This window comes from Hyphococcus aureus, assembly GCF_042643165.1.
GTDB lineage: Bacteria > Pseudomonadota > Alphaproteobacteria > Caulobacterales > Parvularculaceae > Hyphococcus > Hyphococcus aureus.
In genome coordinates, this window is the sequence record NZ_JBHRSH010000002.1 from 1,004,879 (window position 1) to 1,026,042 (window position 21,164).

Sequence of the window (21,164 nt, forward strand, 5' to 3'; positions counted from 1 at the left end):
CTCAAAAAAAAGACGCGAGACGCAGCGTATGAGCTTTACAATCCCGCGCCAGCGGCCTTGTCACGACCATAGGATACCGGCGTGAAGGAGAGCGCCGCCCCGGCTGTATCCTTCTCCAGAAGGCCTGCGCTGTAAAAAGAGGCTGTGCCCCCTTCCGGAGCGCCGGCAGTGAAGATCATGATTTCCTCCACGCCGTCATTGTCGAAATCGGCATTGGCGATTTCATGGATAAGCCAGTTCATATCTCCTGAAGAAATCCGCCAGATAGCTCCCGGCGTTTTTTCAACATGAATATCCTCGCTGGGGCCCGCTTCACCGAACTTCATCGTCCCGGCGAATAATGCGACTTCCTCCGCCTCGGGCGAGCCGTTGGAAAAGTACGTTGCGCCAGCCGGCTGCGCATTGGCCAGAGCCGCCAAGATTCCACAAGCGCGCACAAAGTAGGCCTCGCGGCGCATCTCGCGCGAGCTTAGGGCGTACCAGCCATCAAAGCTCATCTCGCTATAATCGCGGCATGTCCGGCAGTCTTCGGCAGGCATGCTCATATCTGTCGGGTGGGACATGGAGACAGCAACCGGCTGTCCCTGCATGTCGACCACGGGGCGGTCGCGGAGCGCGAGCAACTCGTCTCGCGAAAAACACTTCGACGAAACGCCCTCGAACAGTTCAAGATCACCTTTGAGGCAAATTTCACTTTCTGCAGAACTCGCATTCGCAGATTTTTCCGCGTCATGATCAGGAACAGCGACCAATGCAACGCTAGCGGCGCCAACGGCGCCCGCTCCCATCAGCAAGGTTTTCATCATCTGCATTACAACAGCCCCAATTCCGCGAGTTCCACTCCCAGTTCCGGTGAAGGGCTTTTCCGCCCTCTCTGTTTTAAATCCTTCGGCGCATCTTCACCGGTCAGATAACGCCATCCCTGAAAGGCGCGCCGCGGCTGCGGCTCAGTCAGAATATAAGCCGGATCAAGAATGATCGCCGTTCGCTCAATCTCATCTTTTCCTGTCCGGCGTTCAAAACCAAGGATATTCTGACGCGCGAGGACGACGCCTTTAATGACCCAGTAGATCGAACCGCCGTCCAGAAGCTCTTTTTCACGCCGCGGGTGCATCCGCGTGACATGGTCATGCACCCGGCCCTGCCCCGCCGCCTCATTGACGCGGCGCCGATAGTCAATCCGCGCGACAAGATCATCAACGCTTTCAGCGCCGGCGCATAATTTGATTAAGTGCAATGTCATTCCGGCAAGAGCTTTACGCCGGGCTATTCCGCCACACGCAAACGCGCGAGATCCCGGGCCCGCTGGCGTTTCAGGTCGTGCCGCGCCGCACGTTTTACAAGGATATAGAGGATGAAATACGACATGGCCGCGCCGATGCCGGAGAGCCAGATCGGGAGGTTCTCAAAGATCGTCGCAAACCGGTCATAGGTAAGGCCCATCGCCTCGGCGATGCCCGGCGCTTCCTGACCCACCAGCAAAATGGCGCCAACGCCAGTCATCGCGAACGCAAGCAACCCTGCGAGCAAGGCGCCAATCGTGACACCCATATCCGCGCGCTCTTCCGCCTTGGAAATGATCATCTTGGACGGATCGCCGGATAGCGCCTGTGTTGCTGCAAAGAGTGAGCGTGTCCGCGCCGCGCGTTCTTCCGGCGAGAGGGATTTTTTGGCGTCTTTTTTGTATTCGTCGAAATCAACAAGCGGCTTCGCATTATAGACGCGATCGGAAATGAATTCCGGCTCGCATTCGGACGCCGGGTGAACATCAGACGACGGAACAACCAGCGCTGCATCTGTTGGCATGAGGAAGAGCGACTTCTCCGCCGCGCGTCGACGCACAAGACCATCAAGCGTCGCCAGTTCATTATTTACAAACGCTTTGGTCCAAAGCTCGAACGCATTGGCCGCGCCGATTTTATCGCCAGCGTTGAGCTTTCTCAGCACAGTCGACCGACGCCAGTTATCTTCGCCAATATTGAAAATAAGCGACACCAGCGCGTCATGCTCGTTCTGATTGAGCGGCGCGCGCACTGTGTCGCCAATAAGCTGTTCGATGGGCTTAACGTCATCCTTCAGGAGACGCTCTGCGTCGCCTTCAGTGACGCTCATGCCATGACGCGCAGAACTGGTGTGGCCGTAGCCCACAGTCCACTCTTCGGTAGGGGCGTAATGCGCAGACATGCGCAAGCCCTCATACCCCTTGATCAGATTAAGACCGGTCTCTCCCGTCCGCATTAGACCCGCTCAAACCCCCTCTTAACCTAGCCCTCAACTTGAGAAGCTTACTCCGGAAGCCGCGCCCATCAGCGCGCTCGTCCACGCGACTCCCCCGTCTATCGTCGTTAACGTTTCCTACCACGAGAGGGCCCGATTGGGTAGCCGGAGGCGTCAATCCGCCTGATTTTCAGCCAAACGCGGCGCCGAAACGGCACAGTTCCAGCGGGTTTTTGCTTGGCCCAGTCCCAATCCGGTTTTCCACAATCGCTGCATTTCACGCCCAACCTACTGATTTTGTGAGATTTTTCTCATACTCACCCCGAAATATAGCCGCCCGAATCTGGCACAAGACTTGTGAGAAGGCTTGCTGGAGAGCCCCCACCACCCGCCAAAAAGTGTTAATATGGGTCCGGGGGCGTTTGAGGTGACTTATGTTGGGTAATGGCATCACGAACATTATCGCCGCCGCGATCATCGCACTGGCGATCCTTTTTACAGGCGGGATTGGCGGCAGGAACGATTCCGGCCCCATGACCGAAGACGAGTTCGAGGCCTGGTATGCGCGCGCCGTTGGCGACATTCGCAATGACATTGTGGTCAATTGCGGCTGCTGCGGCGACGAAGGTCCCAGGAGGGCCGCCGCCGAGTCTTTTTAGCGCCCCGTCCGGTTCCGACCCGGCTGGCCGGTTATAATCCGGTCGCCCCACTGGAAACGCGGCGGGTTCCGCCAACTGAAGAACGAGTGCCCCCACCGGCGCCCGTAGACATATTGCCGCCGCCTTTCTTTCCTGGCTGGCCGGTGGTGCCGCCGGTGATTCCGCCCGTCGTGGTTATCCCGCCGGTAGAACCGCCCTGTGATGAAGACAACCCTGACGATGAGGAATGCGAGCCCCCCGAAGAGCCGCCCGTCGACGCGCCCGAACCCGGGCTGCCCTTGATCCTTCTCGCTGGCGGCCTCGTATACTGGGCGCGACAGTCCGTGAAAAAAGCTCCGCCCGCGGCGTAAATCAGCTCGCCGCCGGCAGGAGCACCGCCGCGGCGAGGCCAAGGAAAACGAAAAATCCGACTACATCCGTCACGGTCGTCACGAAGACCGCAGATGACACCGCCGGGTCGGCGCCGGCGCGTTGGAGGCTGATCGGCACCAGAATGCCCGCGAGCCCAGCGCAGAGCAGATTGACGACCATCGCGACGCCGACAACGAGTCCCAGCCGCATCGCATCATCCTGGCCGCCCCATCCGCTGGCGAAATACCAGACGCCCGCGAGCGCCCCCATGATGATGGCGAAAAGAACGCCATTGAGTAATCCAACCAGCGCTTCGCGAAGGACGATACGTGTCGCATTGGAGGCGGTCAGATCTTTCGTAGCCAGCGAACGCACAACAACGGTCAGCGTTTGCGTCCCCGCATTGCCGCCCATAGAGGCGACAATCGGCATCAGCACAGCGAGCGCCACGATCTGACCGATAGCGCCATCAAAAAGGGCAATAACCAGTGAGGCGAGAATTGCAGTCACAAGGTTTACGGCCAGCCATGAAAAGCGTGACCGCACGGTCTCAAACACCGTGTCATTAAGGCCCGTGTCGGCTTCAACACCGCCGAGCGCCAACATGTCTTCGTGTGTCTCCTCGCGGACCATCTCGACGACGTCATCCACGGTGATCATGCCAATCAGACGCTCGGCGTCATCCACAACCGGCACAGAGATGAGGTTATATTGTTCGAAGAGATAGGCGACCTCTTCCTGGTCCATCGTGACCGGAACCGTCCGCATGTTACGGCTGATCATGATCGTTTCGATCACCGTCTCGCGCGGTGATTTCAGAAGCGTCGACAAAGGAACCGACCCCACAGGCTTGAACGCCGGGTCAACGACGAAGACTTCGTAGAAAGTGTCCGGAAGCTCCTCTGTGCCGCGCATGCGATCGATGATCTGCCCCACTGTCCAGAAGGCGGGCGACGCGAAAAACTCGCGCTGCATGAGACGACCGGCGCTTTCCTCCTCGAAATCGAGGGCGGCGCGCAACGCCAGCCGGTCTTCAATCGGCGCGTAGGAAAGAATCTCCGCCTGTTTTTCCTCGTCGAGGTCTTCGAGAACGAAGGCCGCGTCATCGGTGTCCAGCTCAGCCACAGCCTCGGCGACCTTCGCTGGGCCCATCACCTCGATAATGTGTTCAAGGAGATCTTCGTCGAGTTCTGCGAGGACTTCCGCGGGAAGCGCGCCGCCCAGAAGCGCAATCAGGGCTTCACGATCTTCTTCGTGCAACAGGCCGATAAGGTCGGCGACGTCGGCGGGATGGAGCTCGTTTGTCAGCCCCTCAAACGCGTCCGCATCCTCCGCCTCAATGGCGTCAGAGACAGAACGCACGAATTCGGGCGTAAGGGTCTGGTCTTCGGCGAACTGGCCATCGCCTTCCGGCGGCGGCGCGTCGGGGCGAGCAACTTCGTCAATGGGCGTGTTTTCGCTCATGGCTGCCCCTCGCGGCTTGCGACCGGAGTCAAGTGAAATGGATTGCCTTCACCTGTTGCTATTCTAGCCCTCGATTGAACGCAAGAGCATGAAAAGCCTATTTTTTTAGTAAGTTAGCGTAGCAGAGGAAAAAGTGAGGCTCGTCTTTTTCACTTACCTTCGCGACCGCCGCAATCAGTCCCGAAAGTTGATAACTCCACTGAGGATGATCACCGCGGTAATCGCCCATAATACGAATGCGATTTTTGTCGCCAGCCATGCTTTCTGTTTCAGTCTTGGATCAGCTGGCGCGCCGGGATCAGCGCCTTCAACGCCATCATCGGGCGCTTCCCAGCGCCCTTTCACATTCATGGGTAGGACGGCGAGAAAGACGACCCACCACCAGACAATAAAGATAACGACGGCGCCGGCGGGATTCATGATTTTGTCCGATGAATATGCGTGAGAATGACCGGGCGCTTGCCCCATACCTCGTCATAATAGACCCGAGCCGCACGTTTGACCGCAAGCGTCACAGCTTCGTCGTCGCTGCGCTTTGTTTTCGGCAAGGCCAGAACCGCATCCTCGATGTCGTCCGCCAGCCCGGCGTCTTCAGGACCGGTCTCTTCATCGTCGACAACACCTATCCCCTCTACGATCACATCATCGGCAAGCCCGCCTTTGTGGTCGAGCACCAGCGAGACTGCGATGGCGCCGGCATATGAGAGTTTGCGACGCTCGCGCAAAGGCGCGGCCCCGTCCGGCAACAACACATCGCCGTCGAGATAGATGCGCCCTGCCGGAACTTCGTCTATGCGCTCGGGCCCATCTGGAGCGATGCGAATCAGGTCTCCGTTACGCGGTGCAAAGGATTTTTCTGCGCCAAGCTCCAAAGCAAACTCCGCATGCTCTTCAAGATGACGCGCCTCACCATGAACAGGGATCGAAATACTTGGCCGCGCCCATTCATACATGGCCCTCAGCTCTTCCCGGCAGGGATGCCCTGAGACATGCACAAACTCGTCTTTCTCGGTGATGATCTTGACGCCAAGCTCCACCAGGTCGTTCTGAAGATTGTAAATCTCACGGTCATTGCCGGGAATGATTTTGGAGGAGAAAATCACGGTATCGCCTTCGGAAAGCGTCAGGTCGCGGTGATCATTGCGGGCGATGCGCGAAAGCGCAGCCCGTGGCTCTCCCTGGCTGCCCGTACACAGATAAAGCACATGCTGGCGCGGCAGATGACCTGCGTTCTTCGGGTCAACAAAACGCAGGCCCTTGGGCAAAATCCCAACCTCGCCAGCGGCTTCGACGATGCGCAGCATGGAGCGGCCAAGAAGGCACACGCTGCGATCCGCGGCCATAGCCGCCTCACAGATCGAGACAACGCGAGAGACATTGGACGCAAAAGTCGTGACCGCGACACGGCCTTCCTGCTCAGCGATGAGTTTCGTAAGTGACTTTTTCACCGCTGTCTCGGAGCCGGACTCGCCGGCGGACAAGACATTCGTCGAATCGCAAACCATGGCGAGCAGCCCGTCGTCGCCCAATTTCTTTATAGTGCCGCTATCTGTTAAAGGCCCAAGCGACGGGGATTTGTCGATTTTCCAGTCGCCTGTGTGCAGGACGGTTCCGAATTCAGTCCGCAGGATAACGCCGCTCGGCTCAGGAATGGAATGCGTGAGCGTAACATATTCAATATCAAACGGCCCAAGTTCAAAACGGGCGTTCATGTCGATGACGTTCAACTCCACATCAGTGACGTCATATTCTTCGAACTTACGCTCGACCAGCGCCGCCGTGAAAGGCGTCGCATAGATAGGGCAGCCGAGTTTTGGCGCCAGCAACGCGACCGCGCCGATATGATCTTCATGGCCATGCGTCAGAAGCAGTCCGTGGAGCGCTTCCTTTTCCTCAAGAATATAAGAAGGGTCCGGGCAAATGAGGTCGATGCCGGGCGTTGTAAGGTCGCCGAACATGACGCCGCAATCGATCATGATCCATTGCCGGTTAGCGGGCGAACCCACGCCGTAAAGGTTCATGTTCATGCCGATCTCGCCGGACCCGCCGAGCGGCAGGAAAACAAGCTCCTTCTTCGACATTATTTCGCCTTCAACCGTTTCGAGATTTCGTAAAGGCCCCGAATGGTGAGGTCGTGATCAAAGATGTCGATAGCGTCCGTTTGCCCTTCGAACAGAGAGGCGATGCCGCCCGTCGCTACAACTTTCATCGGCGCCGGATATTCCGCCTTGATGCGCGACAGGAGACCTTCAATGAGCGAAATATACCCCCAGAATACGCCCGTCTGCATGGCGCCGACCGTATCCGTTCCGATGATTTTTTCAGGCTTTTCAATCGCGATGCGCGGCAGCCGTGCGGCCGCCTCATGCAGAGCCTGCATGGAGAGGTTGATGCCCGGCGCGATGACGCCGCCTTCGAACCCGCCATCAGCGCCGACAATGTCGAAATTGGTCGCCGTCCCGCTATCCACCACCACAAGCGGACCGCCATGTGCGGTGAAGGCGCCGACCGCATTCACAAGCCTGTCAGCGCCGGCTTCCGATGGTTTCGTAATGCGGACATCAACGCCCGGTATGTTGTCATGCCCGATGACAAAAGGCTCGCAGTTGAAATAACGCCGCGAAAGATTGCGCAGATGAAACAGCGACTGTGGCACCACGGTCGAGATGATACATTCAGAGATATCGCCAAGCTTGAAGCCGGCAAATTCCATAAGTTGCGCCAGCCAGACCGCATATTCATCGGCGGTGCGCGTTGTCGAAGTCGAGGCGCGCCATTGCGCTGCAGGCTGATCTTTATCGTAAAGCGCGATCACCGAATTGGTGTTGCCGACGTCTATGGCGAGCAGCATGAGCTATTCCTGACTTTGCGGCGAAAAGAAGACTTCACCAGCCGCGATTGTCCGCGTTCCCGCCTCCGAGCGCAATATCAATGCTCCGGTTTCATCAATCCCTTCAAAAACGCCACTCAATTCCTGATTTGGCAACCGGACGGTAATGGCGCTCCCCACCCCACCCGCGCGAGCAAGCCATGCATCCCGGATCGGCCCGAAGCCCGCTTTTTTCCATTCCGCGTAATAGGTCCAGAAATGACCGTCGAGCGATGCAGCGAAGGCGCCGGGACCCGGCGGCGGCGAAACGTGGTCCACTAGGCGCGCCACGGCGTAAGGCATGCCTTCCGGCGCCGTCACCATGTTTACGCCGATGCCAATGGCCAGATGGCTTCCAAGATTTTCGAGGAGAATGCCCCCGCATTTCCCGCCTTCGATCAAGACGTCATTGGGCCATTTGAGAGCGATTTTGTCTTCACTGATGGTCTCGTCGACGGTTGCGGCGAGCGCCAGCGCGATGACAAAGGAAAGCTGGCCCCAGCGCTCCATTGGCGCATCGGGTTTGAAAAAGAGTGTGCCGGCGAAATCCCCTGTCTCCTGCTCCCAGCGGCGGCCTCGACGGCCATAACCGGCAGTCTGGCGGAGGGCCAGAATCCAGACCGGACCGCCTGCCCCGGATTCTGCGCGGCGACGCGCCTCCGCGCTCGTTGAATCGAGGGTGTCGAAAACTTCGATCAGCGTTCCTGATGGAAGTTTGCGCACGTTTTAGAAAAGAGACGCCGCTGCGGTTTCTGCAATCTGCCGCAGATAACCCATGCCGATGGTCAGCACCGGGAACATGAGGGCGGCCGAACCCCAAGCGGCGAGCCCGAGGGCCGGCCCATGATCGCGTTCAAATGCAGGCGTAGGCTCATCGAACCACATGAACCAGATAATGCGCAAATAGTAGAAAGCTGAGACCGCGCTAGCCACGACGCCCGCCACGGCGAGCCAGATGAGACCGGAATCCACAGCCGCCAGAAATACATACCATTTGCCGAAGAACCCTGCTGTCGGCGGCACGCCGGCGAGAGAGAAGAGAAGCACGGTCAAGATAAGCGCCATCGGCATATTTGTGCGCGAGAGGCCTGAAAGATCGGAGATGTTTTCGGTCATGCCGCCGCGGCGGCGCATCATCAAGATGACGGCGAAGGTTCCAACGGTCATGACAATATAGATCGCCATATAGATCAGGACCGAGGACACGCCGGAAGCCGAACCGGCGGCAAGCCCGATCAGCGCATAGCCCATATGACCAATTGAGGAATACGCCATCAGGCGTTTGATGTTTGTCTGTGCGATGGCGGAAAAGGCGCCCACCATCATGGAGGCAAGCGCTATGAGCGCAATCACAGGCCGCCAGTCTTCGACAACGCCGGGGAAGGACGACATCAAAACGCGAGTAAAAAGCGCCATAGCGGCGAGCTTCGGCGCCGCGGCGAAAAAGGCCGTCACCGGCGTTGGTGAGCCTTCATAGACGTCCGGCGTCCACATATGGAACGGCGCGGCGGAAACCTTGAAGGCAAGCCCCGAGATCATGAAGACAAGACCAATGACAAGGCCGGCATTGTTCTGATTCACTGCCGCCGCCTTGGCGATCTCGGTAAAGACCGTGGAGCCCGTGAAGCCATAAACCAGCGAAGCGCCGTAAAGCAGAAGGCATGACGACAAGGCGCCGAGCACAAAATATTTGAGGCCCGCTTCTGTCGAGCGGCGGCTGTCACGATTGAAGGCTGCCAGAATGTAAAGCGCGAGGCTCTGGGTTTCGACGCCCATATAGAGCGAAATCAGGTCAGTGGCGGACACCATCAGCGACATGCCGAACGCCGCAAGAACGATCAGCACGGGGTATTCAAAACGGCCAAGCTGTTCGCCGGCGAGATAACGGTCCGACATCAAAATGGCGAAGGCCGCCGCGCCGTAGATCAAAATCTTGCAGAAGGTTGAAAAGGCGTCGATGCGGAACGCGCCGTCAAACAGAGATGTCGTGGCGCCGCCGCCGGGTGAGACGAAGACCAGAACGCCAGCAACGATGAGCAACAGAACCGCCGAAATAGAAATTTTCGACGCGGCTTTATCACCGAGAAAAACACCGGTGATCAATAGCGCCATCGCGCCGATCGCCAGCGCCAGCTCCGGGCGGGCAAAAGCAAGGGTTTCAAAAAGGCCCATCAGTTCACTCCGCCGGCAATGAGCGCTGCGTTGTAGTTCTCAATCAAAAGATCCACCGCTGGACTGAAGACATGAAGCGCCGGTCCCGGGTTGAAACCGAGGAACAAGGCGAAAGCCATCAAGACGCCAAGCATCGCAAGTTCTCGCGTATTCACATCTGTGATCGTCATGAGCGATTCTTTTTCCAGCTTGCCATACATCACCGCCCGATAGAGCCGAAGCGCATAGGCCGCCGACAGGATCACGCCGAAGGCGGCGAAAAAAGCAATCCAGCTATTCAGCTTGAAAGCGCCGGTCATAGTAAGAATTTCGCCGACAAAACCACTTGTGCCCGGCAGGCCGACATTGCCCATGGTGAAGAAGAGGAAAAGGAACGCATATAGCGGCATGCGGTGAACGAGTCCGCCATAGGCGGCGATCTCTCGCGTATGCATGCGGTCATAGACGACACCGACACACAGGAAGAGCGCACCGGAGATGAAACCGTGCGATAGCATCTGGAACAGGGCGCCATCGATCCCCTGCTCCGTACCAGTGAAAATCCCCATGGTCACGAAGCCCATATGGGCGACCGAGGAATAAGCGATCAGTTTTTTGATGTCTTCCTGCGCCAGCGCCACCAGCGATGTGTAGATGATCGCAATTACCGAGAGCGCAAAGACAAAAGGCGCGAAATCAGCGCTCGCTAACGGGAACATCGGCAGCGAGAAACGCAAGAATCCGTAACCGCCCATCTTCAACAGGATCGCCGCGAGCACCACAGAACCGGCAGTCGGCGCCTGAACGTGCGCATCGGGAAGCCAGGTATGAACCGGCCACATGGGCATCTTCACTGCAAACGAGGCGAAGAACGCCACCCAAAGCCATTTTTGCGCCCCATGAGGGAAATCGAAATTCTGAAGCGCGGGAATATCCGTCGTGCCGGCCTGCGCATACATCCACGCCATGGCGATGAGCATGAAAAGCGAGCCAAGCAAGGTGTAGAGGAAGAATTTGAGCGACGCGTAAATTCGGCTCGGCATCATGACGCCGGCGAATTCTTTTGTTCCTTTTGAGCCCCACACGCCGATGATGAGGAACATCGGAATGAGGCTGCCCTCGAAGAAGAAATAGAAGAGGAACAGGTCGAGGGCGCAGAAAACGCCGATCATCAGTGTTTCAAGAATAAGAAACGCGATCATGTAATCCGCGACACGGGACTTGATCGAGTTCCACGACGCCAGAATGCAGATCGGCATAAAGAAGGTGGTCAACAGCACGAACAGGATTGAAATCCCGTCCACGCCCATCTTGTAGCTGATGCCCCCGCCGATCCACGGGAACTGCTCCACAAGCTGATAGCCCGCGATGGATGTGTCGTAGAGCGCATAGGCGCCGAGCGACAAGAGGAATGTCGCAGACGTAAAGACGAGTGCGATAATGCGCGCATTCCGCTCGACCGTTCTGAGGTCTTCTGCGGCGATGGACCCGTCATCATTCTTGCGCGCCACCATGCGCGCAGCGATGATGAACAGCGCTCCGACGAGCGGCGCGAAGGTGATGAAGCTGAGCCATGGCTGGTTGGCGAAACTTTCAGTCATTACTGGCCGCCTCCCGCCCGGATAAGAATAAAGGTCACGAGAAGCGCGATCCCCACAAGCATTGCAAAGGCGTAGTGATAAACATAACCGCTCTGCATCTTCACGATGCGGCGCGCGCCGGCGGCGACAAACGTCGCGATGCCGTCCGGACCGACGCCGTCAATCGTCTTGCCGTCGCCGTCCTTCCAGAGAAAGCGACCAATCGCGAGCGCGGGTTTCACAAAGATGAAGTCGTAAATCTCGTCAAAATACCATTTGTTCTTGAGGAAAGCGTAGATCATGCCGCCCGGGCGCAACATTCCCGGCTTCAACGGATCGCCGCGCAGATAATGCCAGCCCGCCGCAAAAGACCCGGTCAGCATGGCGATGAACGGCGCCCAAAGCACCCAAAGCGGAATGTCATGATGACCGCCGCCATGGTCTTCTTCTCCGACGGCGCCATGATCATCAGCGGCAGCCGTCGCATGCCCTGTATCCTCATGACTATCGCGCAAGGCTTCAACTTCGCCAGCACTCAAGTGATCGGCGACTGTGCCCGCATCTTCGTGATGGACTTCCTCAGCCGCATAGAGAGCGCCGTTCCAGAACTTGTCTGAATTGTCGCCAACGAAATAGCCGTAAAAAGCCATCCCCGCGACAAGGGCGCCGAGCGCCAGCGGGATCAACGGAGCCATCATCGTGTCGGGCACCGAATGGGGATGCTTGCGCACATTTTCCGGCGCCCGCGACGGCCCCCAGAAGGTGAGGAAGATCAGGCGCCACGAATAAAACGCCGTCATGACAGCCGCGAGCAGGCCAAGCGTGAAAGCGAAATACCCGAAGGCTGCACCCGCCTGGCCGCCGAAGAAGGCGCTTTCAAGAATCATGTCTTTCGAAACGAAGCCAGCGGTGCCGAGCGGCGCGCCAAAAATTTTGCCTTCCCAAATTCCTGGTATCGCGGGAATGCCAACACCGGTAATGGCGATGGTGCCGATCACCATCAGGATATGCGTGAAAGGCATCAGCTCCTTGACGCCGCCCATCTTCTTGATGTCCTGCTCGTGATGCATGCCGATGATGACGGCGCCCGAGCCAAGGAACAACAGCGCCTTGAAGAAAGCGTGCGTAAAGAGATGGAACATCGCCGCGTCATAGGCGCCAACACCCGCCGCGAAAAACATGTAACCAAGCTGAGAACACGTCGAATAAGCGACGATCTTCTTAATATCGTCCTGAAGAAGCCCGACCGTCGCGGCGAAGAAGGCGGTTACCGCGCCAACCAGCGTCACAAGCGCGGCGGCGCTTGGCGCATATTCAAAAATTGCTGAACAACGACAAACAAGGAAGACGCCAGCGGTCACCATGGTTGCCGCGTGAATAAGCGCAGAGACCGGCGTCGGGCCTTCCATAGCGTCCGGAAGCCATGTGTGGAGCAGGAACTGCGCCGACTTACCCATGGCGCCGATAAACAACAGGACGGCAATCACTGTTAGCGCATGGAAGTCCCAGCTTAGGAAACGGATCGTCAACTCCTGAATGTGGCCGCCTGCGCTGGCGTTCCAGGGTGTCACAATCGCGTTGCCCGCTACAGCCGAGAAGACTTCGTCAAACTGGATCGTGCCGAAAACGTAAAAGATGCACATGATGCCAAGCGCGAAACCGAAGTCCCCCACCCGGTTGACGACGAAGGCCTTGATCGCCGCATCGTTCGCAGACTTCTTCTTAAACCAGAAACCGATCAGCAGATAGGAAGCGAGACCCACACCCTCCCAGCCAAAGAAAAGCTGAAGGAAATTGTCCGCCGTGACGAGGCACAGCATGGCGAAAGTGAAGAGTGAGAGATACGCGAAGAAACGCGATTGCTCGCCATATTCCTTCATGTAGCCCATGGAATACGTATGAACCAAGAAGGAGACCGAGTTCACCACCACCAGCATCACCGCAGACAGCGTATCGAGCCGCACCGACCAGTTCGCGCGAAAGTCACCTGAGCTGATCCATTCAAACAGCGTAATCGTGCGCGCATTGCCGCCGACCGCCACATCAAAAAACAGGAACCACGACATGACCGCGGCGATCAGAAGAAGGACGGTCGTTAGAAGCTCGGATGCGCGATAGCCGAAAGCGCGGCCCACTGGCATGGAGAGCATCGCGCCAAAGAGCGGCAGTAAGACGACAAAGGGTTCCATGAAACTCTGCGCGCCCCTAGTTCTTCATCAGGCTGGCGTCATCGACAGCGATGTCGCCGCGATTGCGGAAGAAGGCAACAAGAATGGCGAGCCCGACGGCGGCTTCAGCCGCAGCGACGGTCAGCACCATAAAGGCGAAGACCTGCCCTACGAGATCGCCCAGAAATTGCGAGAACGCCACAAAATTGATGTTCACTGCGAGCAGCATCAACTCGATCGACATCAAGATGACGATGACATTCTTCCGGTTGAGGAAGATGCCCGCCATGCCAATGGCGAAAAGGATCGCCGCAACGGAAAGATAATGCCCAAGCCCGATCATGACATCGCCCCTATGACAGCCCCTGCCCCGGCCGGATATCCACAAGCTCGTAACCTTCTTCGCGCTTGCGGCCGACTTGTGCGGCTGGGTCCTGTTTCTTGATTCCGTCACGCGTACGGAAGGTGAGAATGATCGCGCCGATCATGGCGACCAGTAGCACCATGCCCGCGATCTGAAAGTAATGTACGTAATCGGTGTAGAGAATAAGCCCCAGCGCTTCGATGTTTGTGGGGCCGTTCGGATCAGTGATGGTTTGCGCCGCTGTCGGCGACGGATGCGCGCGCGCAAGCTCCGCATCGGTTGGGAACGCCCAGACAAACACCACCATAATGAGTTCTACAACAACGATCGCGGCGAGTGCGCCGCCGATCGGCAGATATTGCAGAAAACCCTGCTTCATCTCGACAAAATCGACATCGAGCATCATCACAACAAACAGGAACAAGACAGCCACTGCGCCGACATAGACGACGACCAGAACCATGGCGAGATATTCCGCGCCCATAAGCACAAACAGCCCGGCGGCGGAAATGAAAGCCAAAATCAGGAACAGGACCGAATGAACCGGGTTCTTCGAGGCAACCACCATCAGCCCCGAGGCGATGGCGGAAAAAGCAAATAGGTAAAAGGCGATGACGGCAATGGACATAAGGTTGGCGCGCGAGGCTCTCTCGAAACGATACGGGACTCGATAAGACGCGCCGAATGGCGCTTATGGACCGGCGCTCCCCACTCTTGATACCCGGCGGCGCCGGCGACTCAACAAAATGACGAGGCTCGCGGCGCTTTTAGAGGCATTGGTCAGGCTTTGCAAAGGGATAGGAACGCAAAATCCGCGGAAAACCGGGGCTTTTCGCCACGGTTTGCGCCTTGTGGAAAAGGCGCATGGAGCGCATCTCGCCGCCCGGGTCTGAAAATCGCCTATTCGCCGTTCCCAAGGACGCCAAGATAGGCCGCAAGATCGTCAATCCGGTCCGGCTCCACGATTAGCGTTGGCATGTTGCGATGAGGCGACCGCAACAGCGCCGACAGCGCCGGGCGCGTCATATCCGGCCGGGTGGCCAGCGCCTCAAAGGATGGCGCCGCCACATTGGGAGAAATAAGCTGGCCCGGCTCGACTGCGTGACAAGAAGCGCACGCCTCTCTGGCATAGGCGAGGCCCAGCTCCGCCGGACTTGTCTCCACATGACCTGTGGGGCCGCCGCGATCGGCGGCCACGCAACCGGTCAGCCCCACAATAAGCGCAACTCCCGCAGCCGCGCCGAAGACGAGAGGTGATGTGAATTTGAAAAGACCGGTCATGCAAGCGCCCCCTTGCTTTCCTCAGGGTGAGTTAATCATGAGGCCAGGCGTTGCGCCACTATCCCGGCTCACTGGCCGTAAATACTTGGCGGCAAAAGAGATTTAACGGTAAGGGGCGTCGAGCTCGAGATTACGGGCAATCTCCCGCTCCCAGCGGTCGCCATTCGCAAGAAGGCGGTCCTTGTCATAGAAAAGCTCTTCGCGCGTTTCCGTTGCAAACTCGAAATTCGGCCCTTCGACAATCGCGTCCACCGGGCAGGCTTCCTGACAGAAGCCGCAATAGATGCATTTGGTCATGTCGATGTCATAGCGCGTGGTCCGGCGGGACCCGTCATCGCGTGGCTCGGCCTCAATGGTGATCGCCTGCGCCGGACAAATCGCTTCGCATAGTTTGCAGGCGATACAGCGCTCTTCGCCATTCGCGTAGCGGCGCAGGGCGTGTTCACCGCGAAAACGCGGAGACAAGGGGCCTTTCTCAAACGGATAGTTCAAGGTCGGCTTCGGCTGAACATAATATTTCATCGCAAGACCGAAGGCCTTGATGAAATCCAGCAGCATGAAGCCTTTAAGCGCCTGTCCTAATCGCGACATGTGTTAAGATCTCCAGCTTTGAAGGTAATCGACCGCGCCGGGGAACATAATCAGGAATCCAGCCACGAGAACGACCCACGCCAGCGACAAGGGGAGGAAAATCTTCCAGCCGATGCGCATGAGCTGATCGTAGCGATAGCGCGGCACAATCGCCTTCACCATGGCGAACAGGAAAAAGAAAAATACGATCTTGAGGATGAACCAGAGCACCGGCATCGGGCCAAGCTCCAGCCATGGCGCCCAGGCTGTCGGGATCGGCGAATGCCAGCCGCCGAAAAACAGGACGGTCAGCATCGCGCACATCAGCACGATATTGGCGAGTTCGCCAATCATGAACATCAGGAACAGGGTCGAGGAATATTCCACCTGATAGCCGGCGACGAGCTCCGATTCCGCTTCCGGCAGATCAAAAGGCGGGCGGTTCGTCTCAGCCAGCGCCGAGATAAAGAAGACAACAAACATCGGGAAAAGCGGAATGAAATTCCAGTTCCAGAAGCCGCCGCCGGCGCGCGCCTGTGACTCGACAATCTCCGTAAGATTGAGCGAGCCCACCAGCAAAAGAACCGTGATGATCACGAAGCCGATCGAAACTTCGTAGGAGACCATCTGGGCGGCGGATCTGATGGCGCCCAGAAACGAATATTTCGAGTTCGACGCCCAGCCGCCCATGATGACGCCGTAAACGCCAAGGGACGATATCGCGAAGAGATAGAGAATGCCGACATTGATGTCGGCGCCGACAAGCCCCGGCCCCACTGGAATCACCGCCCAGCCGACAAGGGCCAGAACAAAAGTGATCATGGGCGCGAGGATGAAAACGACCTTGTTCACGCCCGCAGGGATCAGGATTTCCTTGAATACGAACTTGAAGAGATCGGCGAAGGACTGAAGCAGGCCGAACGGCCCAACCACATTTGGCCCCTTGCGCATCTGAACGGCAGCCCAGACCTTGCGGTCGAAATACATAAGGAACGCCTGCGCCACCAGCAGGCTCACCAGGATCGCAAGCGCCCCCGCAGTCGTCGATGCAAGCCACCAGCCCCAGCCCTGATCGGCTGGACGGGTGACCAGATTTGTCCAGATCTCTTCCATGGGCCCGCGTCATAACGGGGATCGCGCAGTTAGTCACGCACGAAAACGGGGCCAATCCGTCGCGGATCGGCCCCTTTTCGCCCCATACGGGGAAACCTTTACTTCACCGAAATGCTGGCGATGAAGCTGCTGTCCTTCTCCACCCGCGACGGCGAGCCGTAAATATCGATGGAGCCGATTCCGCTGACCGTAACGTCGGCCGATTCGCTGGCGTAGACGCTGGCCGAACCGACGCCTGAAACATCCACATCCACCTCGCGGCATTCGAGCCCTTTTGCATCAAGATCTCCCACACCGGATACGTCCGCCTCCAGGTGGCCGCAGGAGCCTTCGATATTGAGATCCCCGACGCCGGCGAGATCTATGTCGAATTCATCTGCATCAACGCCGGATATCCGGGCATCAGCGACGCCGGCTATATCAACGCCTGTCAATGCTGGGAGCGTGATTTTCGCGGTCAGGCCAAAATCGCGCCAGCGATGGGCGCCTCTCTGCCCTTCCTTGCGGTCGAGTTTGAGAACGCCGTTTTCGACGCCAGCTTCCAAGCGTTCCATTTCCGCAGGAGCGCCGGACACCACAACTGAGAAGTCGCCGCCAACGGTCACATCAATCTCAAACACGCCACCGATATCAATTTCGTCGAAGCCGGTGAGATCGAGCGTCTCGGAAATGTCCTTGCTCTTGTCCCGCTCGCCTACATTCTTGAGCGAACCGAATGCATAATTCGCTGCAGTCACGGCAATGCCGATCGCCAGCACCAAACCGATAATCACACCAAAGAAAATTCTCATAGGTCGCCTCCCGTCTATCCCTGTCCCCTATTGCGCTAATGTAGCACCACCGGATGACAGAACCAACGCATTCAACCGCGCCGCGACCTCGCCCTGTCGCTTCCGAGAGTCCAAACAAAAACGCCGCGCAAAAAGCGCGGCGTCATGGCAGTATGCCGATATTATCAGTGGACGGTAATGTCCGCGAACATACTTTTGTTCTTGCTCACTTTTTCGGGCGATCCATAGACGTCAATATCGCCCATGCCAGAAACTTTTGCGTCTATTTCGTCGCTCGCGAAAACAATGGCGCTTCCGACGCCAGAGACTTTCACCTCCGCGACGCCGCATTCAAGATTGCGCGCATCGAGATCGCCGACGCCAGACAAATGGGCGTCAAGGGCGCCGCACTCGCCGTCGATTTCGAGATCGCCAACGCCTGAAATTTTAACGGTAAAATCGTCCGCATCCACATCGGAAATATGGCCGTCTACGACACCGGATATATTGACCGCCGTCAGGCTCGGCAAAGTGATGACAGCCTCTACGCCATCGCGGTTATTTCGGTTTTTCTCACCCTTCATCCGCTTGCGCTGACCGAGCACAAGCGCGCCATTGTCCACGGACGCCTCAACCCGATCCATTTCATAGGCGGGGCCTGAAAGCTCCACCGAGAAATCAGGACCAACGCGCACATCAAGCTCATAAACACCTGCGATTGTGATCGCGTCGAACCCTGCAAGGTCGAGCTTTCGCATCACCGTCTCTTCATCATGAGCAAATGCTGCGCCCGCAACGCCCAGCGCCATAGCGCAAGCTGAGAGAACAAATCGTTTTTTCATGAGTCGCCTCCATGTCTTGCGACGAATGTAACGCTTTAACCGCAGGCAGTGAAGCTCGCCTTGTCGCAGAGAGAGCGCAATCCGGCGAAGAAATTTAGTGAATCCGGAAGATGACCGGACCTTCCGCCTCGGCTTCCGCTTTTTCGGCCGCCCGCCAATGCGGTTTCATCCCCTGCGCGAAAACGATGGCGATCACCAGCGCCGGAGCGAAAATGGCGGCGATCGTATCAAGACTGAAACTCGCCGCTCCAGGCACACTGATAGCGAGAAGAACAAACACAGCGATAGCGACACCGCTCGCAGCCCCCAAATAAGGCCAGACATTTCGCCGCTTGCGCTTTTCCAGCGCTGCGAAAAGCGGCGCGCCAAAGATGACGCTGGCGACAAAACCGGCCAGAAAAATCAAGATACTGACGAGCAGAGATTCCAGCAGTTGCGAAACCACTCCACTCAAGAAAAAGCCGCCGAAAAGACTTCGCGCCAACGCCAAAAGAAATGTCAGCGCGCCGCCCGCTGCTGCGCCAGTAAACACGGCAAAAACCATTTGCTCAAAAGCAACATTGATGCGGACCTGATCAATCGTCGCCTGTTCGTCGGACTGGCCACCAGTCAGGCGCAACGAGAGATTACTCCGCCGCTTGACGCTTTGCGCCGCTCATCACGGCGGAGCATTCCGCCATCGTCTTTGATGCGCGAGCGATCGGATTGGTAAGGTAGTAATCCGCCACCGAAGAGACAAAAGGCGCAGCTCCAAGCGACCCGGCTTCTCCGACTGCGTTTGCATCAAAGCGTTCGTTATCCTCGCCAATCTGATCGATGCGGCCAAGCGATGGCGCATCGGCTATCATCGCCTGACGCAATGCGAAGAGATCGTCGTAAGGCAGCGTCTTGCCGATGCGGTCGGAAAGCGCCCGCAAAATAGCCCAGTCCTCGCGCGCCTCACCCGGCGGGAAAGAAGCACGGTTCGCGAGTTGCGCACGGCCTTCGGTGTTGACGAAGATCGCGCTTTGCTCGGTGTACGCCGCGGCCGGGAAAATAACATCGGCGTGGCGCGCGCCTGAGTCGCCATGGCTGCCCTGATAAACCACAAAGGCGCCGTTCAGTTTTCTGCCGTCAAATTCGTCAGCGCCAAGATTGTAAACAAACTCAATGTCACGGGACTCGCAGCCATCAAGAATGCCGGCGAAATCCTTGCCGCCTTCACCGGGCAAAAACCCGAGATCAAGGGCGCCAACCCGTCCCGCAGCATTGTGCAGGACGTTGAAGCCATTCCAGTCGCCGCGAATGGCGCCGATCGAATCAGCGAGCTTCGCCGCCATATTAAGCACTGCGGCGCCGTCGTCGCGCGAGAGTGCGCCCATGCCAACAATGACCACAGGATTTTTTGCATTCTTCAGCGTATCGAAGAAGGCTCCCTCACCCTTCGCGAGGTTTGCCAGCGTGTCCGGCCCAGCGCCGAGATAATCATAATCATAAGACAGGTCGTTCTGCTCGCCGATCAGGCCGATCTGCACATTGAGATCGCCAAGCCAGGCCTTGCGGATGCGCGCATTGACCATAGGCGCCTCAACGCGCGGGTTGGTTCCGACGAGAAGAATGACGTCAGCCTCTTCCAAGCCTGAAATGCCGGTGTTGAAGAGATAGGTGCGGCGATCACCGGCTCCAATCTTTGCATTATCCTGACGGCAATCCAGATGCGGCGTTCCGACAGCGCTCATCAGGTCTTTGAGCGCCTTCACCGCCTCGGTAGGAACAAGATCGCCTGCAAGCGCCGCGACTTTTTCTTTCTGTATGGAGTTCAGTTTATCCGCGACAACAGAAAACGCCTCATCCCAACTCGCTGAAACAAGCTTGCCGTCTTTGCGGATGTAAGGCTTGTCGAGTCGCTGCCGTCTTAGACCATCCCAAACAAAGCGCGACTTGTCCGCAATCCATTCTTCATTCACGCCTTCATGAAGACGCGGAAGTATGCGCAGGACTTCACGGCCGCGCGCATCGACGCGAATGTTCGATCCCACCGCATCCATGGCGTCAATCGATTCCGTTTTGCGCAATTCCCATGGCCGCGCATTGAACGCATAAGGCCGCGAAGTGAGCGCGCCCACCGGACATACGTCTATAAGATTTCCCGTAAGTTCGCTTTCGACCGCTTTTTCCAGATAAGTCGTGATCTCTGCATTCTCGCCGCGATTGACAAGTCCAAGATCGTCAACGCCAGCAATCTCTGTAGCAAAGCGAACGCAACGCGTGCACTGAATGCAACGGGTCATGATCGTCTTGATCAGCGGCCCCATATATTTCTCTTCAACCGCGCGCTTGTTCTCCGCATAGCGTGAACCGTCGCGGCCATAGGCCATGGCCTGATCCTGAAGGTCGCACTCCCCGCCCTGATCGCAGATCGGACAGTCGAGCGGATGGTTGATCAGGAGAAACTCCATCACCCCTTCGCGCGCCTTTTTCACCATCGGCGTATTGGTGAACAGCTCCGGCGGCGCTCCATCGGGACCAGGACGCAGATCCTTCACATTCTGGGCGCAGGAAGCGACAGGCTTTGGCGGGCCACCCTTCACCTCTATCAGACACATCCGGCAGTTACCGGCGACCGACAGGCGCTCATGATAGCAAAAACGCGGAATTTCCTCGCCCGCCTCTTCACAGGCTTGCAAAAGGGTGAGATTCGACGGGACCTCGATTTCCTCGCCGTTGACTTTGATGACGCGCATCTCGCTCATGCCGGGCCTTCTTGGGATTGAATCCAAATTTGG

General features: G+C 57.6%; 21 protein-coding genes. 1 reads left to right on the forward strand and 20 read right to left on the reverse strand.

Annotation, left to right across the window (positions count from 1 at the left end; genetic code table 11):
• Nucleotides 1–35: 35 nt before the first annotated feature.
• Genes ACFOOP_RS17785 through ACFOOP_RS17795 form a run of 3 tightly spaced genes read right to left on the reverse strand, consistent with a single transcriptional unit; the run spans nucleotide 36 to nucleotide 2,238 of the window.
• On the reverse strand, nucleotides 36–812 hold the full coding sequence (locus ACFOOP_RS17785; protein ID WP_379882501.1) for a hypothetical protein: 777 nt from the start codon (nucleotides 810–812) through the stop codon (nucleotides 36–38).
• A complete protein-coding gene (locus tag ACFOOP_RS17790; RefSeq protein ID WP_379882502.1) occupies nucleotides 812–1,243 on the reverse strand; it encodes a DUF1489 family protein in 432 nt (143 codons plus the stop codon). Before ACFOOP_RS17790 ends, ACFOOP_RS17785 begins: the two co-directional genes overlap by 1 nt.
• 23 nt (nucleotides 1,244–1,266) lie before the next feature.
• Nucleotides 1,267–2,238 (reverse strand): lysozyme, encoded by a 972-nt coding sequence (locus ACFOOP_RS17795; protein WP_379882503.1) that lies wholly within the window; start codon nucleotides 2,236–2,238, stop codon nucleotides 1,267–1,269.
• 413 nt (nucleotides 2,239–2,651) lie between these two features.
• Here ACFOOP_RS17795 and ACFOOP_RS17800 point away from each other — a divergent pair, with 413 nt between their 5' ends.
• Nucleotides 2,652–2,876 carry a hypothetical protein gene (locus tag ACFOOP_RS17800; RefSeq protein WP_379882504.1) on the forward strand — a complete coding sequence of 75 codons (225 nt, stop codon included), beginning with the start codon at nucleotides 2,652–2,654 and terminating at the stop codon, nucleotides 2,874–2,876.
• A 351-nt stretch (nucleotides 2,877–3,227) separates the two neighbouring features.
• On the opposite strand, the gene mgtE is transcribed toward ACFOOP_RS17800, so the two are convergent.
• The 17 genes from mgtE to nuoG form a co-directional block, all read right to left on the reverse strand.
• Nucleotides 3,228–4,691 carry a magnesium transporter gene (mgtE, locus tag ACFOOP_RS17805; protein WP_379882505.1) on the reverse strand — a complete coding sequence of 488 codons (1,464 nt, stop codon included), beginning with the start codon at nucleotides 4,689–4,691 and terminating at the stop codon, nucleotides 3,228–3,230.
• Between the two features lie 174 nt (nucleotides 4,692–4,865).
• Nucleotides 4,866–5,111 (reverse strand): DUF1467 family protein, encoded by a 246-nt coding sequence (locus ACFOOP_RS17810; RefSeq protein WP_379882506.1) that lies wholly within the window; start codon nucleotides 5,109–5,111, stop codon nucleotides 4,866–4,868.
• The gene (locus tag ACFOOP_RS17815) at nucleotides 5,108–6,772 is read right to left on the reverse strand and encodes a ribonuclease J (RefSeq protein WP_379882507.1); all 1,665 of its coding nucleotides are present in this window, start codon (nucleotides 6,770–6,772) and stop codon (nucleotides 5,108–5,110) included. Before ACFOOP_RS17815 ends, ACFOOP_RS17810 begins: the two co-directional genes overlap by 4 nt.
• Nucleotides 6,772–7,542 (reverse strand): type III pantothenate kinase, encoded by a 771-nt coding sequence (locus ACFOOP_RS17820; RefSeq protein ID WP_379882508.1) that lies wholly within the window; start codon nucleotides 7,540–7,542, stop codon nucleotides 6,772–6,774. The genes ACFOOP_RS17815 and ACFOOP_RS17820 overlap by 1 nt, the downstream gene beginning before the upstream one ends.
• 3 nt (nucleotides 7,543–7,545) lie before the next feature.
• The gene (locus ACFOOP_RS17825) at nucleotides 7,546–8,283 is read right to left on the reverse strand and encodes a biotin--[acetyl-CoA-carboxylase] ligase (RefSeq protein WP_379882509.1); all 738 of its coding nucleotides are present in this window, start codon (nucleotides 8,281–8,283) and stop codon (nucleotides 7,546–7,548) included.
• A gap of 3 nt (nucleotides 8,284–8,286) precedes the next feature.
• Nucleotides 8,287–9,732: an NADH-quinone oxidoreductase subunit NuoN gene (gene nuoN, locus ACFOOP_RS17830; RefSeq protein ID WP_379882510.1), complete on the reverse strand. Its 1,446-nt coding sequence runs from the start codon at nucleotides 9,730–9,732 to the stop codon at nucleotides 8,287–8,289.
• Nucleotides 9,732–11,312, reverse strand: coding sequence for an NADH-quinone oxidoreductase subunit M (locus ACFOOP_RS17835; protein ID WP_379882511.1), 1,581 nt, complete (start codon nucleotides 11,310–11,312; stop codon nucleotides 9,732–9,734). The genes nuoN and ACFOOP_RS17835 overlap by 1 nt, the downstream gene beginning before the upstream one ends.
• The gene (gene nuoL / locus ACFOOP_RS17840; protein WP_379882512.1) at nucleotides 11,312–13,480 is read right to left on the reverse strand and encodes an NADH-quinone oxidoreductase subunit L; all 2,169 of its coding nucleotides are present in this window, start codon (nucleotides 13,478–13,480) and stop codon (nucleotides 11,312–11,314) included. Before nuoL ends, ACFOOP_RS17835 begins: the two co-directional genes overlap by 1 nt.
• A gap of 16 nt (nucleotides 13,481–13,496) precedes the next feature.
• The gene (gene nuoK / locus ACFOOP_RS17845) at nucleotides 13,497–13,802 is read right to left on the reverse strand and encodes an NADH-quinone oxidoreductase subunit NuoK (RefSeq protein ID WP_379882513.1); all 306 of its coding nucleotides are present in this window, start codon (nucleotides 13,800–13,802) and stop codon (nucleotides 13,497–13,499) included.
• Between the two features lie 10 nt (nucleotides 13,803–13,812).
• A complete protein-coding gene (locus ACFOOP_RS17850; protein WP_379882514.1) occupies nucleotides 13,813–14,451 on the reverse strand; it encodes an NADH-quinone oxidoreductase subunit J in 639 nt (212 codons plus the stop codon).
• A 272-nt stretch (nucleotides 14,452–14,723) separates the two neighbouring features.
• Entirely contained in the window at nucleotides 14,724–15,104 is a 381-nt protein-coding gene (locus ACFOOP_RS17855; protein WP_379882515.1) for a hypothetical protein, read from the reverse strand.
• Nucleotides 15,105–15,206: 102 nt separating this feature from the next.
• The gene (gene nuoI, locus ACFOOP_RS17860; RefSeq protein ID WP_379882516.1) at nucleotides 15,207–15,695 is read right to left on the reverse strand and encodes an NADH-quinone oxidoreductase subunit NuoI; all 489 of its coding nucleotides are present in this window, start codon (nucleotides 15,693–15,695) and stop codon (nucleotides 15,207–15,209) included.
• Between the two features lie 3 nt (nucleotides 15,696–15,698).
• Nucleotides 15,699–16,787, reverse strand: a complete 1,089-nt coding sequence (gene nuoH, locus ACFOOP_RS17865; protein ID WP_379882517.1) for an NADH-quinone oxidoreductase subunit NuoH — start codon at nucleotides 16,785–16,787, stop codon at nucleotides 15,699–15,701.
• A gap of 98 nt (nucleotides 16,788–16,885) precedes the next feature.
• Nucleotides 16,886–17,578 carry a head GIN domain-containing protein gene (locus ACFOOP_RS17870; RefSeq protein ID WP_379882518.1) on the reverse strand — a complete coding sequence of 231 codons (693 nt, stop codon included), beginning with the start codon at nucleotides 17,576–17,578 and terminating at the stop codon, nucleotides 16,886–16,888.
• A gap of 164 nt (nucleotides 17,579–17,742) precedes the next feature.
• Nucleotides 17,743–18,399: a head GIN domain-containing protein gene (locus ACFOOP_RS17875; protein WP_379882519.1), complete on the reverse strand. Its 657-nt coding sequence runs from the start codon at nucleotides 18,397–18,399 to the stop codon at nucleotides 17,743–17,745.
• Nucleotides 18,400–18,493: 94 nt separating this feature from the next.
• Nucleotides 18,494–19,018: a hypothetical protein gene (locus tag ACFOOP_RS17880; protein WP_379882520.1), complete on the reverse strand. Its 525-nt coding sequence runs from the start codon at nucleotides 19,016–19,018 to the stop codon at nucleotides 18,494–18,496.
• A gap of 7 nt (nucleotides 19,019–19,025) precedes the next feature.
• On the reverse strand, nucleotides 19,026–21,122 hold the full coding sequence (gene nuoG / locus ACFOOP_RS17885; RefSeq protein WP_379882914.1) for an NADH-quinone oxidoreductase subunit NuoG: 2,097 nt from the start codon (nucleotides 21,120–21,122) through the stop codon (nucleotides 19,026–19,028).
• Between the last annotated feature and the right edge of the window lie 42 nt (nucleotides 21,123–21,164).

Bases quoted from the DNA above. Each gene is read 5' to 3' on its own strand.
- ACFOOP_RS17785 (WP_379882501.1), bottom strand. From the start codon at position 812: ATGCAGATGATGAAAACCTTGCTGATGGGAGCGGGCGCCGTTGGCGCC.
- ACFOOP_RS17790 (WP_379882502.1), bottom strand. From the start codon at position 1,243: ATGACATTGCACTTAATCAAATTATGCGCCGGCGCTGAAAGCGTTGAT.
- ACFOOP_RS17795 (WP_379882503.1), bottom strand. From the start codon at position 2,238: ATGCGGACGGGAGAGACCGGTCTTAATCTGATCAAGGGGTATGAGGGC.
- ACFOOP_RS17800 (WP_379882504.1), top strand. From the start codon at position 2,652: ATGTTGGGTAATGGCATCACGAACATTATCGCCGCCGCGATCATCGCA.
- mgtE (WP_379882505.1), bottom strand. From the start codon at position 4,691: ATGAGCGAAAACACGCCCATTGACGAAGTTGCTCGCCCCGACGCGCCG.
- ACFOOP_RS17810 (WP_379882506.1), bottom strand. From the start codon at position 5,111: ATGAATCCCGCCGGCGCCGTCGTTATCTTTATTGTCTGGTGGTGGGTC.
- ACFOOP_RS17815 (WP_379882507.1), bottom strand. From the start codon at position 6,772: ATGTCGAAGAAGGAGCTTGTTTTCCTGCCGCTCGGCGGGTCCGGCGAG.
- ACFOOP_RS17820 (WP_379882508.1), bottom strand. From the start codon at position 7,542: ATGCTGCTCGCCATAGACGTCGGCAACACCAATTCGGTGATCGCGCTT.
- nuoN (WP_379882510.1), bottom strand. From the start codon at position 9,732: ATGGGCCTTTTTGAAACCCTTGCTTTTGCCCGCCCGGAGCTGGCGCTG.
- ACFOOP_RS17835 (WP_379882511.1), bottom strand. From the start codon at position 11,312: ATGACTGAAAGTTTCGCCAACCAGCCATGGCTCAGCTTCATCACCTTC.
- nuoL (WP_379882512.1), bottom strand. From the start codon at position 13,480: ATGGAACCCTTTGTCGTCTTACTGCCGCTCTTTGGCGCGATGCTCTCC.
- nuoK (WP_379882513.1), bottom strand. From the start codon at position 13,802: ATGATCGGGCTTGGGCATTATCTTTCCGTTGCGGCGATCCTTTTCGCC.
- ACFOOP_RS17850 (WP_379882514.1), bottom strand. From the start codon at position 14,451: ATGTCCATTGCCGTCATCGCCTTTTACCTATTTGCTTTTTCCGCCATC.
- ACFOOP_RS17855 (WP_379882515.1), bottom strand. From the start codon at position 15,104: ATGACCGGTCTTTTCAAATTCACATCACCTCTCGTCTTCGGCGCGGCT.
- nuoI (WP_379882516.1), bottom strand. From the start codon at position 15,695: ATGTCGCGATTAGGACAGGCGCTTAAAGGCTTCATGCTGCTGGATTTC.
- nuoH (WP_379882517.1), bottom strand. From the start codon at position 16,787: ATGGAAGAGATCTGGACAAATCTGGTCACCCGTCCAGCCGATCAGGGC.
- ACFOOP_RS17870 (WP_379882518.1), bottom strand. From the start codon at position 17,578: ATGAGAATTTTCTTTGGTGTGATTATCGGTTTGGTGCTGGCGATCGGC.
- ACFOOP_RS17875 (WP_379882519.1), bottom strand. From the start codon at position 18,399: ATGAAAAAACGATTTGTTCTCTCAGCTTGCGCTATGGCGCTGGGCGTT.
- nuoG (WP_379882914.1), bottom strand. From the start codon at position 21,122: ATGCGCGTCATCAAAGTCAACGGCGAGGAAATCGAGGTCCCGTCGAAT.